General features: G+C 46.8%; 12 protein-coding genes and 1 pseudogene. 5 read left to right on the top strand and 8 right to left on the bottom strand.

Annotation, left to right across the window (positions count from 1 at the left end; all coding sequences use genetic code 11):
• Positions 1-83: 83 nt before the first annotated feature.
• The 4 genes from cydC to cydA are packed head-to-tail and all read right to left on the bottom strand — an operon-like array spanning position 84 to position 5,914.
• A complete protein-coding gene (cydC, locus tag MOF34_RS12810) occupies positions 84-1,811 on the bottom strand; it encodes a thiol reductant ABC exporter subunit CydC (protein ID WP_268400414.1) in 1,728 nt (575 codons plus the stop codon).
• Entirely contained in the window at positions 1,808-3,511 is a 1,704-nt protein-coding gene (cydD, locus tag MOF34_RS12805) for a thiol reductant ABC exporter subunit CydD (protein WP_268400413.1), read from the bottom strand. The genes cydC and cydD overlap by 4 nt, the downstream gene beginning before the upstream one ends.
• The gene (cydB, locus tag MOF34_RS12800; RefSeq protein ID WP_268400428.1) at positions 3,511-4,527 is read right to left on the bottom strand and encodes a cytochrome d ubiquinol oxidase subunit II; all 1,017 of its coding nucleotides are present in this window, start codon (positions 4,525-4,527) and stop codon (positions 3,511-3,513) included. Before cydB ends, cydD begins: the two co-directional genes overlap by 1 nt.
• The gene (gene cydA, locus MOF34_RS12795) at positions 4,511-5,914 is read right to left on the bottom strand and encodes a cytochrome ubiquinol oxidase subunit I (RefSeq protein WP_268400412.1); all 1,404 of its coding nucleotides are present in this window, start codon (positions 5,912-5,914) and stop codon (positions 4,511-4,513) included. Before cydA ends, cydB begins: the two co-directional genes overlap by 17 nt.
• A 547-nt stretch (positions 5,915-6,461) precedes the next feature.
• Between cydA and cimH the strand changes: the two genes are divergently transcribed.
• The 3 genes from cimH to MOF34_RS12780 all read left to right on the top strand — a co-directional run bounded on the left by cimH (position 6,462) and on the right by MOF34_RS12780 (position 9,882).
• The gene (gene cimH / locus MOF34_RS12790; RefSeq protein ID WP_268400411.1) at positions 6,462-7,814 is read left to right on the top strand and encodes a citrate/malate transporter CimH; all 1,353 of its coding nucleotides are present in this window, start codon (positions 6,462-6,464) and stop codon (positions 7,812-7,814) included.
• A 122-nt stretch (positions 7,815-7,936) separates the two neighbouring features.
• Positions 7,937-9,625, top strand: a complete 1,689-nt coding sequence (locus MOF34_RS12785; RefSeq protein ID WP_268400427.1) for a M56 family metallopeptidase — start codon at positions 7,937-7,939, stop codon at positions 9,623-9,625.
• 56 nt (positions 9,626-9,681) lie between these two features.
• Positions 9,682-9,882: a hypothetical protein gene (locus tag MOF34_RS12780; RefSeq protein ID WP_268400410.1), complete on the top strand. Its 201-nt coding sequence runs from the start codon at positions 9,682-9,684 to the stop codon at positions 9,880-9,882.
• 13 nt (positions 9,883-9,895) lie between these two features.
• On the opposite strand, the gene MOF34_RS12775 is transcribed toward MOF34_RS12780, so the two are convergent.
• A complete protein-coding gene (locus MOF34_RS12775) occupies positions 9,896-10,735 on the bottom strand; it encodes a polysaccharide deacetylase family protein (RefSeq protein WP_268400409.1) in 840 nt (279 codons plus the stop codon).
• A gap of 180 nt (positions 10,736-10,915) precedes the next feature.
• Here MOF34_RS12775 and MOF34_RS12770 point away from each other — a divergent pair, with 180 nt between their 5' ends.
• Positions 10,916-11,281: an Ig-like domain-containing protein gene (locus MOF34_RS12770; RefSeq protein ID WP_019716207.1), complete on the top strand. Its 366-nt coding sequence runs from the start codon at positions 10,916-10,918 to the stop codon at positions 11,279-11,281.
• A 53-nt stretch (positions 11,282-11,334) separates the two neighbouring features.
• Here MOF34_RS12770 and MOF34_RS12765 read toward each other — a convergent pair.
• The 3 genes and pseudogenes from MOF34_RS12765 to MOF34_RS12755 form a co-directional block, all read right to left on the bottom strand.
• Positions 11,335-11,821: pseudogene (locus MOF34_RS12765) on the bottom strand (hypothetical protein).
• A gap of 104 nt (positions 11,822-11,925) precedes the next feature.
• A complete protein-coding gene (msmX, locus tag MOF34_RS12760) occupies positions 11,926-13,023 on the bottom strand; it encodes a maltodextrin ABC transporter ATP-binding protein MsmX (protein WP_019716209.1) in 1,098 nt (365 codons plus the stop codon).
• Positions 13,024-13,142: 119 nt separating this feature from the next.
• Positions 13,143-14,036, bottom strand: coding sequence for a PucR family transcriptional regulator (locus MOF34_RS12755; protein ID WP_268400408.1), 894 nt, complete (start codon positions 14,034-14,036; stop codon positions 13,143-13,145).
• Between the two features lie 184 nt (positions 14,037-14,220).
• Between MOF34_RS12755 and MOF34_RS12750 the strand changes: the two genes are divergently transcribed.
• Positions 14,221-15,678, top strand: coding sequence for an aldehyde dehydrogenase family protein (locus MOF34_RS12750; protein ID WP_268400407.1), 1,458 nt, complete (start codon positions 14,221-14,223; stop codon positions 15,676-15,678).
• Positions 15,679-15,692: the final 14 nt, after the last annotated feature.

Here is a 15,692-nt window from a genome sequence, read left to right as displayed (position 1 = left end):
CTCTATCCCTCCTCTGCATTCTCTTCCTATTTTTCCTGCACCTTTTCTATTTCAAACAAAAAAGACAGCCTTAGGGCTGCCTTCTATTTTACAGGAACATCAAGATGGTACAGGCGGCGATACCGTTCGTTTGCCGCCAGCAGTTCTTCGTGTGTTCCTTCCATTTCTGTTTTTCCGTTTTCAAGAAACACGATTTTATCGGCCGCTTCCACTCCGGCGAGGTGGTGCGTAATCCATAAGATTGTTTTTCCTTTCAGCACGTCAAACACCGTATCCATTAGTTCACGCTCTGTAATAGGATCAAGGCCGACTGTCGGCTCATCGAGAATAATGATCGGCGTATCCTGAAGCAAAATGCGGGCGAGCGCAATCCGCTGGCGCTCCCCTCCGGAAAAGCGGATGCCGGTTTCCTGAACAGAGGTATGATATCCGTCAGGGAGTGACTCAATATAATCATGGAGCTTCACCTGCTTTGCGGCGCGGCGCACATCCTCGTCGCTTGCGTCTCCATTTCCAAGCCTGATGTTGTTTAGAATGCTTGTATCAAAGAGGTGCGGTTTTTGGTTTAACACAGCTACCGCATCGGCAATTTGATCCTTTACCAGCACAGTCTCCACTCCGTTTAACGTTACAGATCCTGAATCCGGCTTCAAGGCGCCCTCGATTAATGCGAGCGACGTTGATTTCCCAGACCCGCTTCGGCCGAGCAGCGCCATTTTTTCTCCTTGGCGCAGTGTAAAAGAAAAGTCGTGCAGCACGTGGCTGGTGTTGTCATACGAAAACGCCACATCACGAAAGGACAGTGTGACATCTTGGAGATCGAGTGTTTCAGCCGCAGTTTCTGTTTGTGACGCCTCCGGCTGAGAGGCCACCTTGTTCATGCGTCTAATGGAATCCTGATAGCCGGGCACTTCTCCCAAGGCATCGGACAGCGGCAGAAAGGCTTCTGTCAGCGGGAACACCACAAGCACAAAAGCTGCGATCATCGTGTTGGCGAGTTCGCCGTCCGCATGCTGCCCAGCCGTCCAAAACAGCATCAGCAAAATAAGGCCGGCGACAAGGCATTGTGCGGCAAAGTCCCGCCATCTTATAAAGCGGTGTTTGTTCCGTTCAAGCTCAAACCAAGCAAGTTCTTCTTTTTCATAGGAGTCTACAAACTCATGCCGGCGGCCGCTGAACATCCAGTCGCTGACACCCATCACGGCATCTGTCAGTCGGCTGTACAGCACGTTCCTCCCGCTTTTCAGCTTTGCATTCTTCGCTCTTGTCACGAGCAAAGACACAACTGGAAACAGCACAACGAGAACAAACAAGTAAAGCCCAAGCAATACGGCAAACGGCCAAGAAAAGAACCCGAGTGCAATCACTGAAACAGCGTACAGGAGCAAGGCTGAGATCGCAGGAAAAATCGTTTTTAAGAAGGCATCCTGCAAATGTTCAATGTCCTCAGACAAAATGCCGAGCATATCCCCCGTGCGAAAACGGGAACGCAGCATCAAAGCACCCGGCTCAAGCATGTTGTACAGGCGGACACGCATGTCGGACACGATTTTCAAAATGATATGATGCCCGACGAGGCGTTCCACATATCGTGACACAGACCGTGCAATCCCAAAGGTGCGGACAGCGACAATCGGCACATAAATGAGCAGGATGTTTTCCGGTCTTGTCGCCGCCTTAGAGATCAAAAACCCTGAGGTGAACATGAGAAAAGCAGCAGAAAAAATTGTCACCGCGCCCAAAAGGATAACCAGAACGAACAGACGGGCATTTTGCTTGATATATGGCAGAATCCATTCTTCTTTCTTCATGCTCTTTCCCCCAGTTGTGCCTCCACGAGTTTGGCGTACACACCGTTTTTCTTCAGCAATTCATCGTGAGTCCCGATTTCCGCAATCCTGCCTCCGTCCAGCACGATTATTTCATCCATATCGAGCATCCAGTGAAGGCGGTGAGTCGCGAGAAAGACGAGCTTATCCTCAAATAGATCCAGCATCGTTTCTTTGATTTCATATTCTGTTTCGATATCAAGATGGGCGGTTGGCTCATCCAGCAGCAGGATCGGACGGTTTCCCAAAAAGGCGCGAGCCAGGGCGACACGCTGAGCCTGGCCGCCGCTGAGCGCCCGGCCACCTTCCCCGATCCGTCCCTCTAGTCCGTCCGGCAGTTTGTCCACCAGCTCTGCCAGTCCCGCCGCGGCAGCTGCGCTGGCCGCATCCTCATCTGAAGCGCTTGGATGATAGAAGCGAACGTTATTCGCCAACGTATCATCAAAAATGTACGGATGCTGCGGAATATATAGAAGGTTTTTCTGCCAGCTGCCGTCCTGCAAATGGGACCGTTCTGAACCGTTGACCTCTATCGTACCGCCATTTGGCTCTAAAAAACCGCCGAGGATATCAATTAAAGTTGATTTTCCCGCACCGCTTGCGCCAATGATGCCAATTTTTTTCTTGCCTTTGCATGACAGATCAATATCGGACACTGACCGGCCGACTGACACGCCTGACAGCTTCAGCTCATCCTGTTCGGACCAAGCCTCAAGCTGAAGCGGCGCCTCTTCTTTAAAACCAGGCTGCGACAAAATTTCTTGAATGGTTTTGCCTGCTTCCTGTCCGTTCAGCGTCGCATGATAATCATTTCCCACTTCCCGCACCGGCAGAAAATACTCAGGTGCGAGAATAAGCGCCGTTAAAGCTGGACCAAGCAAAATATCGCCGTCAATCAGGCGCAGGCCCAGAAACACGGCAACTGTTGCCACCGACAGCATGGCGAAAAAATCGAGCGCGAATGAAGATAAAAATGCCACCCGAAGCGTGCTCATCGTTGCTTTGCGATACCGCTCACTCACGTAGAAAATGTTTTTGCTGTGCGAGGTGCTCAAACCTAAAAAACGCAATGTCTCCAGCCCGCGAAGAGAATCAACGAAATGATTGGAAAGCCTCTGATAGGATTTCCACTGGCGATCCGCTTTTCTCTGCGCGACAAGACCGAGGAGAATCATAAAAATAATGAGAATCGGCATCGCCGCAACCAAAATAAGGGCTGATGTGCGATCCTGAAAAAACACATAAATGACAACAGCCGCAGGCACAATCGCCATGCTGACCATTTTCGGCAGAAACAGCTCAAGGTAACGGCGGAACTGGCTGATGCCTTCCATCGCCAGCGTCACCATTTGCCCCGTCCCCTCTTTCTTTGCAAAGCGGGGACCTAACCGGAACAGCTGATCAAGAAAACTCTTTCTCATATCTGCTCCTGTCCGGGCAGCATATTGATAGACGATTTTCTGGCGCGCCACCGCGACCCCGTGCCGGGCGACAAAAGCGATGAGGAAAAAGCCGATCACCGGAAACAGGGAGGCCATACTCTTCCCGTTGAACAGACCGGTTACGGCTTCACTCAGCCACTCTGCCTGCATAATAATGGCGGCTGTCTGAAATAACGTTAAACAAGTAATCACGGTGAGAATTCGCTTCATTCCTTTATATCGAAACAGGTCTTTTCCCATTAATAAATCATAGGCTCCTTATGGCTGACGCGCTTCCGGAAGACATAATAACTCCAGATCTGGCTGCCAATAACAAACGGCAATAGCGTTAACGCCAAAATTGACATGACTTTAAGCGAATAATCACCGGAAGAAGCGTTAGCTACTGTTAAATCGTACGCGCTTTGAAGGGAGCTGACCATGACCCGAGGGAATAATGAAATAAAGATCATTCCTACAGTCAGCGCCAGCCCCGCGCCTGTCATCCCAAATGTCCAGCCGTCTTTTTTCTTACGGATAAAGACAGCCGCGAGCATAAAGCAGATGACAATCAAAACAACAAGCGGAATGGTAATCTCGCCGCGGCGTGTAAACATGTCTGTCTGATAGGCAGAAAGGGCGGCGAAGGCAAGAACCGCTACAAAAACAACACCCATTATCTTCTGCGCCATTTTGCGGGCGCGGTTTTGCAAATCACCAATCGTACGCAGCGTGATAAATATTAATCCATGCTGGAAGCAAAGGAGTGTTACAGTCACACCGCCAAGTACAGAGTACACATTGATATAATCGGATACATGCGCGTGAATGTTCATATCGGCATCAATCGGCATCCCGCGGAATAATGTCGCGAACAATACACCGAGCACAAACGGAGGAATCAGACTGCCGAAGAAAACGACCCAGTCCCAAACCTTCACCCATTTTCCATGCTCCACCTTGCCGCGGAACTCAAATGCGACCCCGCGGCCCATTAACGCTAGAAGCACAATGACAAACGGAATGTAATAACCGCTCAGCATCGTTGCATACCAGTTCGGAAACGCCGCGAAAATGGCGCCTGCACCAGTCAATAGCCATACTTCATTCGCGTCCCAAAACGGCCCGATCGTGTTGATCAGCACTCTGCGTTCTAATTCATTATGGCCAAGAAAACGGGTCGCCATGCCGACTCCGAAATCAAAGCCTTCCAAAAAGAAGAAACCTACAAACAATACAGCAACGAGTATAAACCAAAGATCATGAAGAGACATGATATACCTCCTGACTAAATGGGTCTGTTGATACAGGAACATCATGATGATCACCATGCTCCGCGCCTTTTTTAATTTCACGGACAAATAAGAAGACAAGCAGTGCGCCCAGAATCAAGTACATCACACCGAATGCGATGATTGAGAATAACAGGGAGCCCGCTGTTACGTTAGGCGACACGGATTGAGCGGTTGTCATCAAGCCCATGACCGTCCACGGCTGACGCCCGATTTCTGTCATAATCCAGCCCGCGGAGTTGGCGATAAACGGGAAGGAAATCAAGGCGATCATCAATCGCAAGTACCATTTGCTGGTTTCAAGTGTTTTGCGGCGGTTTAGCCAAAGGCCGCCTAACGTGGCAAGAATCATGACAACACCTGCGCCAACCATGATGCGGAAACTCCAGAATGTCGTTTTAACAGGCGGAATATAGTCGCCTTTTCCGTATATTTTTTCGTACTCAGCCTGAAGTGTTTTCATCCCTTTGACACTTCCGCTGAATTTTTGATACGCCAGGTAGCTCAATGCATAAGGAACTTTGATTTCATTTGAGCTTTTTTCATTTTTTGTATCGATCATGGCAAAAGCTGTCCAAGCAGCAGGGTCACCGCTGTCTTCCCAAAGGCCTTCACTGGCAGCCATTTTCATCGGCTGAGATTCCATCAAGTGCTCAGCCTGCGCATGGCCGCTAAGTGCGACGCCAAGACCGGCGCAAAGGCCGACGATCATTGCGAGTTTAAAAGAATGCTTGAAAAACGGCACTTCTTTTTTCTTCAATAGTTTAAAAGCACTCACACCGGCGATAAAGAAAGCCCCGGTGGCAAGCGCACCGAAAATGACGTGCGGAAATTCAACCCAAAGCTGAGGGTTTGTGATCAGTGCGGCAAAGTCGTTCATTTCCGCGCGGCCGTTTTTGATCGTAAAGCCGACCGGCTCCTGCATAAAGGAATTGGCGGTTAAAATCCAGAAAGACGACATAATTGTTCCAAATGAGACGAGCCAAATACAGAGAACGTGAATTTTTTTCGGCAGGCGGTCCCAGCCGAAAATCCATAATCCGATAAAGATTGATTCCATGAAAAACGCCAATAATGCTTCAATTGCAAGGGGAGCGCCAAATACGTCTCCGACAAAACGGGAATAATCAGACCAGTTCATGCCAAACTGAAATTCTTGCAAAATCCCCGTTACAACACCGACTGCGAAATTTATTAAGAATAAGTGCCCCCAAAACTTTGCCATTTTGAGGTACAGCTCATTTTTTTTCACAAGATAAAGAGTCTCCATCAACGCAACCATAAATACAAGCCCGATAGACAACGGCACAAACAAGAAGTGAAACAACGTTGTTGATGCAAATTGAATGCGGGCTAAAACCAATTCACTCATGCTTTCTCCTCCATTTCCGGTTAGTATTTGCTCAATACTTCACAATCAGCACCAAGACTTTGATCAGTATTTCACAAAATAGACGAAAAAAATGTTGCTCAATATTTCACAAATGTGTCAGTAAGTCATTCAATATGATGCTAGATTGCCAGACTGATCAAATGACACATTCTCTGACTAGTTCATATTAAGTACTTTACAACGATTCATTTCAAAAATAAAGCCTAAAATACCTAAAAAGTCCCGCACTATGTGACGGATTATTGTCTATTTTATTGCTGATTGATGACGGTATTTAGGATGAATGACCCTTTATTATCGTACATCAACACATCGTTCCTTGCGAATAAAATGCTTGTCCAGCACCCACACTCCTTTCTCAGCACTCCGTCATAGCCCGTTTTTAGTCAGAATGCCTCTTTCCATTTGAAGCGTGAAGATTTGAAAAGCTGAATAGTAAATTTTTAATATATTAATAATTTCAATTTTTTAGTATGCTTAACATAGTGAATAATTTCACTGCATCAAGAATAGGGGAGGTTTTTCAATGGGAGAGCTTCAAACACAAATGCAATTGCAAACGGATACAATTCACGAAGGGGTTCGAAAAGGGAATTGGTTTGCAAAAGCCATGAATATAAAAGTAGGCATCATACCGCTTCCTGTGTATGTCTTGCTGTTTATATTAATCACTGTTTTTGTCATGCATCACGATGTAAAAAGTGACATCTTGACATCCATTGCGGTCATGGCATTTTTCGGGTTCACCTTTGCCCAAATCGGCAAATCGATCCCGATTGTTCGTTCTATCGGCGGCCCGGCCATCCTAGCTACTTTTATTCCGTCCGCTGTCGTCTACTATCACCTGCTGCCTAATGATATCGTTAAATCCACCACGGAATTTACAGAAAACTCAAACTTTCTATACTTGTTTATCGCCGGGATTGTCGTCGGAAGCATCCTCGGCATGAAAAGAGAAACACTCATAAGAGCATTCATGAAAATCTTTATTCCGCTTATTGCCGGTTCTGTCGCAGCCGCTATTGTCGGACTGGCTGTCGGCACTTTGCTCGGGCTCGGATTTCAGCATACATTGCTGTACATTGTTATTCCTATCATGGCAGGGGGAGTCGGAGAAGGTGCTATTCCGCTGTCCATTGGTTATTCTGACATTATGCCCATGTCTCAAGGGGAAGCATTTGCACTTGTTCTGCCGTCTATCATGCTGGGCAGCCTGTGCGCGATTATCCTAGCGGGATTGCTGAATAGAATCGGAAAGAAAAAACCGGAATGGACAGGCAACGGCAAAGTGGACCGCTCTGAAAAGGAGTCCCCTGCGCTGGAGGAATCGCAAAGCGGACAGCAAATGTTTAACCTTTCCTTATTTGCGTCAGGCGGTATCCTTGCTGTTTCTTTATACTTAGTCGGCATGCTCACTCACGACTTTTTTGGATTTCCGGCACCTGTTGCCATGCTGTTACTGGCTGTCCTGATTAAGCTGTTTAGATTGGCACCTGCCTCAATAGAAAATGGCGCGTTTGGGGTGTCCCGCTTCTTTTCAACTGCTGTGACCTATCCGCTGCTCTTTGCAATCGGGGTGTCCATGACGCCGTGGGACAAGCTTATCGCTGCCTTTAACCTTAGCAATATCATTACGATTCTGTCTGTCGTTGTGACCATGATGGCCGTCGGCTTCTTCACTGGAAAGTGGCTGAACATGTATCCGATTGAGACCGCCATTATCAATGCGTGCCACTCAGGACAAGGAGGCACCGGAGACGTCGCCATTTTAAGCGCCGCAGAAAGGCTTGAGCTAATGCCATTTGCCCAGGTGTCTACCCGAATCGGGGGAGCAATTACAGTATCCTTAACCTTATTGCTGCTTCACCAGTTTTATTGATACACCGCAAGCAAGCTCTTCGTAACATGAAAGAGCTTGCTTTTTTGCATGTTCCTATTTTTTCAAGTTCCCGCATCATGCTATAGTAATAGTTGGAAATAATAGATAGAAAGGACTCTAGCATACCTATGGGAACTGAACTACTTCTCTGTATGATTCTCGGGCTGGGATTATATTTTATATCAGCTCTGGCAACAAAATTTATTCCACTTATAGACTTCTGGATTGATATCGTTCTTTGGGTTTTCGCTGCTGTTTATATTTTCTCTTATCAATCATTCATGGACGGCATTGTCTCGATCGCGACAATGCACTACTGCTACTGGACAGCAATGGATCTCACTGTCTCCGAACGCGCGGCAAAACCTTCGGGAGACTGGCAGGAAATCGAGCTTGCCAGAAACAAAACACGCCTCCTGTCAGACATCACGCTTACCGCCGTTGTGTTTGCGGGCGCCGTCATCTTTTTGATCTATGGACCTGACCCAAGCCCCCTCAAATATGTGATCCTTTTCGGCATGATCTCCGGCGGAGGGGCAATGGTGAAACGCATATTGAATGTTTTCAGCGTGAACGTTTTGTATTCAGCATCCTTAGAAAAATTGCACATCAGCTCACGTTATGAAACCCGTACATACCCGCTTTCCGATTTGAGAGACATTCAGCTTGAATCAACGGCTGATCTCTTAAAGCTTCATCCGCTTTTGACGATGTATTCATCCCGGTTAGACCTGACAACAAGCTTTCATCAAGTCATCAAACTGTCTCTTCCCGGTGAAACGCTGTTTCTGACGGTGAAGGAACCGCAAAAATGGAAAGCGTTCTTCCGTCAATACACAGAATCGGAAAACAACGAGGATACTGTGATTTCTGTTTTACCGTTTTATCATAGGAAAAATGTGAAGCGGCTGCTTGGGAAGCTATATTTTGCCGCCAGTGTAAAAGGCGTCTCGGCTTACGCCTTATTGGTGCTCGTTTTATATGGATTACATGCCTCTCCATGGATCATGGCCGTTGCCGTGATGCTGTACTGGATACTCAACATGTATCTGTCAGACCGTGTTTTGCGGGCGGCAATGGATACCAAGCCTTGTCATCATCCGCATGTACAGGCAGCGGCCGACAGGATTTTCAGCAAGGCCGGCATTTCCCATGTCCGCATATACGAAACGGAGAGTGATGATTACAACGGAATGGCAGTCGGCATGAATGTCGGGAGGTCAATGGTCATTCTGACAAGTGCCACACTAACACTTCCGTTGCGTGTCATTGAAGGCATTCTGGCTCATGAGGCGATACATATTAAAAAACGTGACGTACTGTCATCACAGCTTTTGCGATTTCTATATCTAGGAGTCGTCGTTGGGATCATCCTCTTATTTGAACAGCATATCGTCCATCCCGAGGCCCATAAAATTGTGCTTTGGGTCTTCATCATGGCAATCATCATCCTGTTTCAGCTCTATCAATCCTTTTGTTCACAATGGATGGAGGTACGCGCTGACAACCTTGGCGCATCACTGCTGGAAGGCGGGCACAAACAAATGGCTGAAGTTTTGAGGATCTTGGCGGTTCGGCAGGATCGGAATATACAGAAACAAAGCGCCTACAGCTCTGAAGCAGATGAGGACGCGCTTCAGATCGACTCTCTTACCCGCGATAAAAGCTGGCTTTTCAGATTCATTGATTTTCAGTTCGCTCCTCATCCCCCTATGTACTGGCGTGTCAGCACGTTATTGTCAAACAAAGGACACGGGGTGCTGAAGCGCTGGCTCAGAGACCGTCTGAAAGAATCGATCTCTTTGAAGTGAAACTGATCTGCGTTTCACCCGTATAACAGATATGGTGAAAAAAGGGAGTGATCAAAGTGATTGTGATCATCTTATTGATTATAGCTATTATTGTTTTTCTTTCAGTCATCCAGCCGCAGCCCTCGGAAAACAAAAGCCGCCAGCAGGCGGACAGCGGGTTTTCCGGTTATTCTGGCCATAGCTCGCACCATGATGGATGCGGCAGTGACGGAGGTTTCAGCGATTCCGGCTGTGGCGGCGGAGGGGGCGGCGATTGAGCGCCGCCTTTTTTTATTTCATGGATTCGATGTACGCGCCAAAAGCCGCGCCTGACATGCCCGGGGACACGCGCACGCGATGGAGGGCGTACATTCCCTGGTCTCTAGATGCCGCGCCCGGTTCTGTCGTCACGCCCATTTGATAGCCCGTTTCCTTGGCAGCCTTCAGCGTCTCCTCATTGTAGCGCCCTACCGGATAGCTGATGATAGAGGTTTGCTGATGAAACATGTTGTCAAACAGCTTTTTCGAATCAGCCATCTCACTGTACTGCTGTTCAGGCGTTAACCCGTTCAGTTCAAGGTGGTTAATCGTATGGCTTTCAATGGATATGCCATGCTTCGCCATTTCTTTCATTTGCTCCTCTGTCAGATGGTGTTTATGTGCGATTGAGTTGCCGATCATAAAAATCGTCGCCTTCATCCCGTACTGTTTTAGCACCGGATACGCTTCTAGGTAATTGTCGGTGTATCCGTCATCAAACGTAATCAGCACGCATTTCTCACTCGGCTTTTTATCCTGCGTCAGCATGAGATACGCCTCTTTCGGCGTTAATGTCTGATAACCGTTTTCGTGCAGCCACTTCATATGCGCTTCGAATTCTTCCTTCGGAACACGGAGGCTGTTTCCAGAGGAAATGCTGTGGTACATCAAAATCGGTAGCTTTGCCGGTTTATCTGTTTTAATCCATGCGGATGTATCGTCTTCTTTTTTCTGTACATGTACTGTCTTTTCTTCCGGTTTCTTTTGTTCGGCTTTCGGCACCTGCTGCTCCGCGTTCGCCTCTTGATCAGCGCAAGCCGCGAGAGCCAAGCAGCTTCCCAAAAGAAATATGCTTAGGATAAAACGTTTCATCGTTTCCCTGCTTTCTGTCTATTTCTTCCTCCCTTTTCATCGGTTAATTTGTAGAATTTTCAAGTGTAAGAAGGCAACTTCCAAATGTTCACAAATAGTTTACATATATTTACAAGGATATTTAATTATGTAAATTGAATAGGTTACTTGTAATAAAAAATGACATTTGGAGGAATTGATATGAAAATGAAGAAAACGATTGTTTCCTTACTTTCTGTTTCAGCTGTTGTTTTATCAATCGGAGGTCAAGCTTCTGCTAAAGAGGAAACTCAGAATTCTACAGTTGTTCCAGAAAGTCAAACTGTCCCTGCATCACTCGCTCCTATTGAGGCAAAATTAGCTGACTTAAATGTACAGGTCGGTCATGCAAAAGCAGTCCCAAGCCATTTATTGGGGTCAGGATTTTCATATCATAGTGACAACAAAGCTGTTTTCACTGTAGATGCTAATGGGATCGTAACAGGTCAAAGTGTAGGTCAGGGAAAACTTACTGTTTTTAAAAACGGTTCACTTTATGGACAATTAAGTGTTTCGGTTTATCGATAATGCGAAAAAAAAGAGAGTGGATAAGCCACTCTCTTTTCAATACATTTCATAACTTAAGAAAACTGATTCAAAACCAAAGAGGTTAACAACCCAAGTGCAGCGATTAACCCTGTCATCGGGCCGCTGTCTTCGTACGCCTCAGGCATCATCGTCGAAGCAATCACCGCAATGATCCCCCCGCCTGCAAATGCTGCAATTGCTGACATCACTTCTTCAGAAGCACCGTCGAGAAAGAAGTATCCTCTGGCAGCTGCTTGTCCCGATCTTTTTCTTTGTGACGCGCCTCTTTTGGAAACCGCGTAATCAAAAACCGTAAACACGGCAGCTCCCATATTAAATCCGGCGCCTGTCGCTGCCATTCCGCCTTCTGCTACTGCATCTCCGAGAAGTTTGTAAGCGGCCGCGCCAATTAATACACCTGTGCCAAAAGCCATAATATAGCCGATGATCTGTTTGTGAATCGAAAAAAAACATGGACGCCGGCACGCCCAGTAATACAGCAGAGCCTGAGATCCCGCCCCACATTGCCGGATGCCACATCTCTATCTCCCTTTCTTACCAACCACTACCCGCTGTGTTTTTTTCTGTGACCCTTAAAAAGAACACAAAAATGCCGGACATGTCTCTATGTCCGGCATTTGAGCTTATCGAATTCTCACTTCAGTCTCACTGTCAAAGAAATGGCCTTTATTCATATCAAACGCAACTGTCAGCTCATCACCTGATTGAATATCGAGGCGAGCGTCAATCCGCGCAATAAAATCTTGATTATCAATCTGCGAATAAATCATGATTTCAGAACCGAGCAGCTCAGCGACATTGATTTTCGCTTTAATCGAAGAATTTTTATACGACTCCACGACAACCAATTCATCATGGATATCCTCAGGACGGATGCCGAAGATGACTTCTTTGCCAATGTAGCCCTTTTCACGCAGCACCTTCATTTTTCCTTCCGGCACGGTTAATGCCGCAGATCCGATTTTGATTAGGCCATCCGTCAGCTTTCCTTTGAAAAAATTCATCGCCGGTGAGCCGATAAATCCACCGACAAAGACGTTTTCAGGGAATTCGTATACATCCTTCGGCGTCCCGATCTGCTGGATTTTTCCGTCTTTCATGACCACGATCCGTGTCGCCATTGTCAGCGCTTCTGTCTGGTCATGCGTCACGTAAATTGTTGTGGTTTGCAGCCTCTGGTGGAGCTTAATGATTTCCGCCCTCATTTGCACCCTCAGCTTCGCGTCCAGGTTTGACAAAGGCTCATCCATCAGGAACACCTTTGCATCTCGCACGATTGCCCGTCCAAGCGCGACCCGCTGTCTCTGCCCGCCTGACAGCGCTTTCGGTTTTCGGTGCAAATATTCCTCCAGCCCTAGAATTTTAGCGGCTTCCTCTACCCTTTTCTTGATCTCAGGCTTCGGCATTTTCCGAAGCTTCAGCCCGAATGCAATATTATCGTAGACAGTCATATGCGGATAGAGCGCGTAGTTTTGAAATACCATCGCAATATCCCTGTCCTTTGGCGCTACATCATTTACACGTTTTCCTCCAATATAAAAATCGCCTTTCGAAATTTCCTCAAGCCCTGCGACCATCCGAAGCGTCGTTGATTTTCCGCAGCCGGACGGGCCGACGAATACGATAAACTCCTTATCGTCAATGTGAAGGTTAAAGTCATCAACAGCCGCTTCCTTCTGATCATAATATTTATAAATGTGCTCCATCCGCAGTTCAGCCATCTAACATCCCCCTTTGTTATTGTAAACGCTTTCTTAATTAGAGTGTAACAGCATTCCTCTATCGCTGAAATGGGCAGCATTCATAAAATCAGCAACCATTTTTCGTGCATGTTTCCAATTTATTCTGAAACTTCGCTTTGCAGGCAGATAAAATAGGCAAGCAGCGCGCCTTTATACGTTTTAATGTCTATCCCTGACCGCTCAATAAATTTATCAATTCGATATTGCAGGCTGTTGCGGTGCAGATGCAGCTTTTTCGCCGTTAACGTCACGTTTGAGTTGTTTTCAATAAAGAGTTTGATTGTCTTCCTCAGGTCAGATTCATCTCCGAACAAAAGCTCGGCTTCTTCAGAGAGCAGCGTTTCAAGTTTTTCTTTTTCTGCTTCTAATAATAAAAAAGGAAAGATCATCTCAAAGGTCACACTCTGCACCTGAGGCAGCCGTTTTTCAGCAAATAGAAAATACGTCTGCTCACGGGCGTAATGTGTTCGCAGACTTTCATCGGGCTCGTAAAATCTCCCGGTGTAAAAACGGACACTGAAGTAGAAATCACTTTCAAGAACCTTAGCGAGTGATTCCAGTTCGTCCTTCCCCGCCGCCGCTTCACTTTCCTGCTCGACAATCACGCCTCTGTCCTCATGCATCCACACAATCACAAAAGGAACCGGCCAGAAATGGCGGACCGCTTCCGCAAAAGATGCCCGCTCTATTTTACCGAGTAAATGAAAATGAACAAATCTCGTTCGCTTCTTTATATTCGCCGGTACTTCCCCTCTGGAAAAAAGAAACGCAAACCACTTGTTTTCTTCCGGCGATTTCAAAGACATTTGATTGGCCTCATCCGCAGGCGTCAAAAATGATTGCAGCAGCAACGTCTCTTTCTCACTGATCTCCGTTTTCGGAATGGATATATACTTCTGACTGTTCTCATCAAAAAAGCATAGATAGTCTTCCTTTACGCAAAGCTCCTCAGACACATTCAAACCGGGATAAATAGACAGCAGCGATTTCATAAGGTCTCCTCTCTTATGTAAGGATTTGTATATCCAGTATAAGGCGAAACGCTTTTGTTCTCCAATAAAAAAGAGTATATTTGGCATAGATGGACGGAAACTGAAAGGGAAACCTCATTCGTTTACATATTGGCATCAACGGAAATAGAAGAGGATATGCAGGACCAAAGGAGGATGATCAATAATGGGACTAGAAGCGTTAAACAAAAGTTTTATTAACGGAAAATGGACCGAAGGGGAAAGCGGGCGTACGGAGGACATTTTGAATCCGTATGACCAGTCTGTCATTACAACAGCATCGTTGGCAACAAACAAACAGCTGGAGGATGCGTTTGACATTGCACAACAGGCGCAAAAAAAGTGGGCCAAGAGCACAGCAGAAGAACGAAAAGCAGTTCTGCAAAAAGCGCGCGCCTACTTACAGGAAAACCGTGATGACATCATCATGATGATTTCCCGCGAAACCGGCGGAACAATCATTAAAGCAACGATCGAGCTTGAACAAACAATTGCGATTTTAGATGAAGCCATGACATATACTGGCGAATTAGGCGGCGTCAAAGAGGTTCCATCCGACATTGAAGGGAAAATCAATAAGATTTACCGCCTACCGCTCGGTGTCATTTCATCGATTTCTCCCTTTAATTTTCCGATGAATTTATCAATGAGAACAATTGCGCCTTCGATTGCGCTGGGAAACAGTATTGTACACAAGCCTGATATTCAAACTGCTCTTTCCGGTGGAACCATCATTGCAAAGGCATTTGAACACGCCGGTCTTCCTGCGGGTGTCCTCAATGTCATGTTGACGGACCTAAAGGAAATTGGGGACGGCATGCTGACCAATCCAATTCCGAAATTAATCAGCTTTACGGGATCAACCGCAGTCGGGCGCCATATCGGTGAAATCGCCGGGCGTAACTTTAAACGAATGGCCCTTGAGCTCGGCGGCAACAACCCATTTGCCGTCCTTTCAGACGCGGATGTCGATCGTGCTGTAGACGCCGCGATTTTCGGAAAATTTATTCACCAGGGACAAATCTGCATGATTATCAACAGAATCATTGTTCATCAAGATGTGTACGATGAGTTTGTTGAAAAATTCACCGCACGTGTCAAACAGCTTCCGTACGGCGACCAAACCGATCCGAAAACCGTTGTAGGTCCGCTGATCAACGAGCGCCAAATCGAGAAAGCGCTGGAGATCATTGAGCAGGCAAAGGCAGACGGCATTGAGCTTGCGGTTGAAGGAAAACGCGTCGGAAACGTGCTCACACCTTTTGTCTTTGTAGGTGCAGACAACAACAGCAAAATTGCCCAAACGGAGCTGTTTGCCCCGATTGCCACCATTATCAAAGCCTCCAGCGATCAAGAAGCGATTGATATGGCAAATGATACAGAATACGGCCTCAGCTCGGCTGTTTTCACTTCTGATTTAGAAAAAGGCGAACAATTTGCCCTGCAAATTGACAGCGGCATGACTCATGTCAACGACCAGTCCGTTAATGACTCGCCGAATATCGCCTTTGGCGGCAACAAAGCCAGCGGTGTCGGCCGCTTCGGAAATCCATGGGTGGTCGAGGAATTTACTGTGACGAAATGGATATCAATCCAGAAGCAATACCGCAAATATCCGTTCTAAACGAACAAATCCCT

The organism is Bacillus sp. T17B1, from assembly GCF_026796395.1.
GTDB classification, from domain to species: domain Bacteria; phylum Bacillota; class Bacilli; order Bacillales; family Bacillaceae; genus Bacillus; species Bacillus spizizenii_A.
Note: the sequence above shows the minus strand (reverse complement) of the source record. Positions and strands in the feature narration are given on the sequence as shown.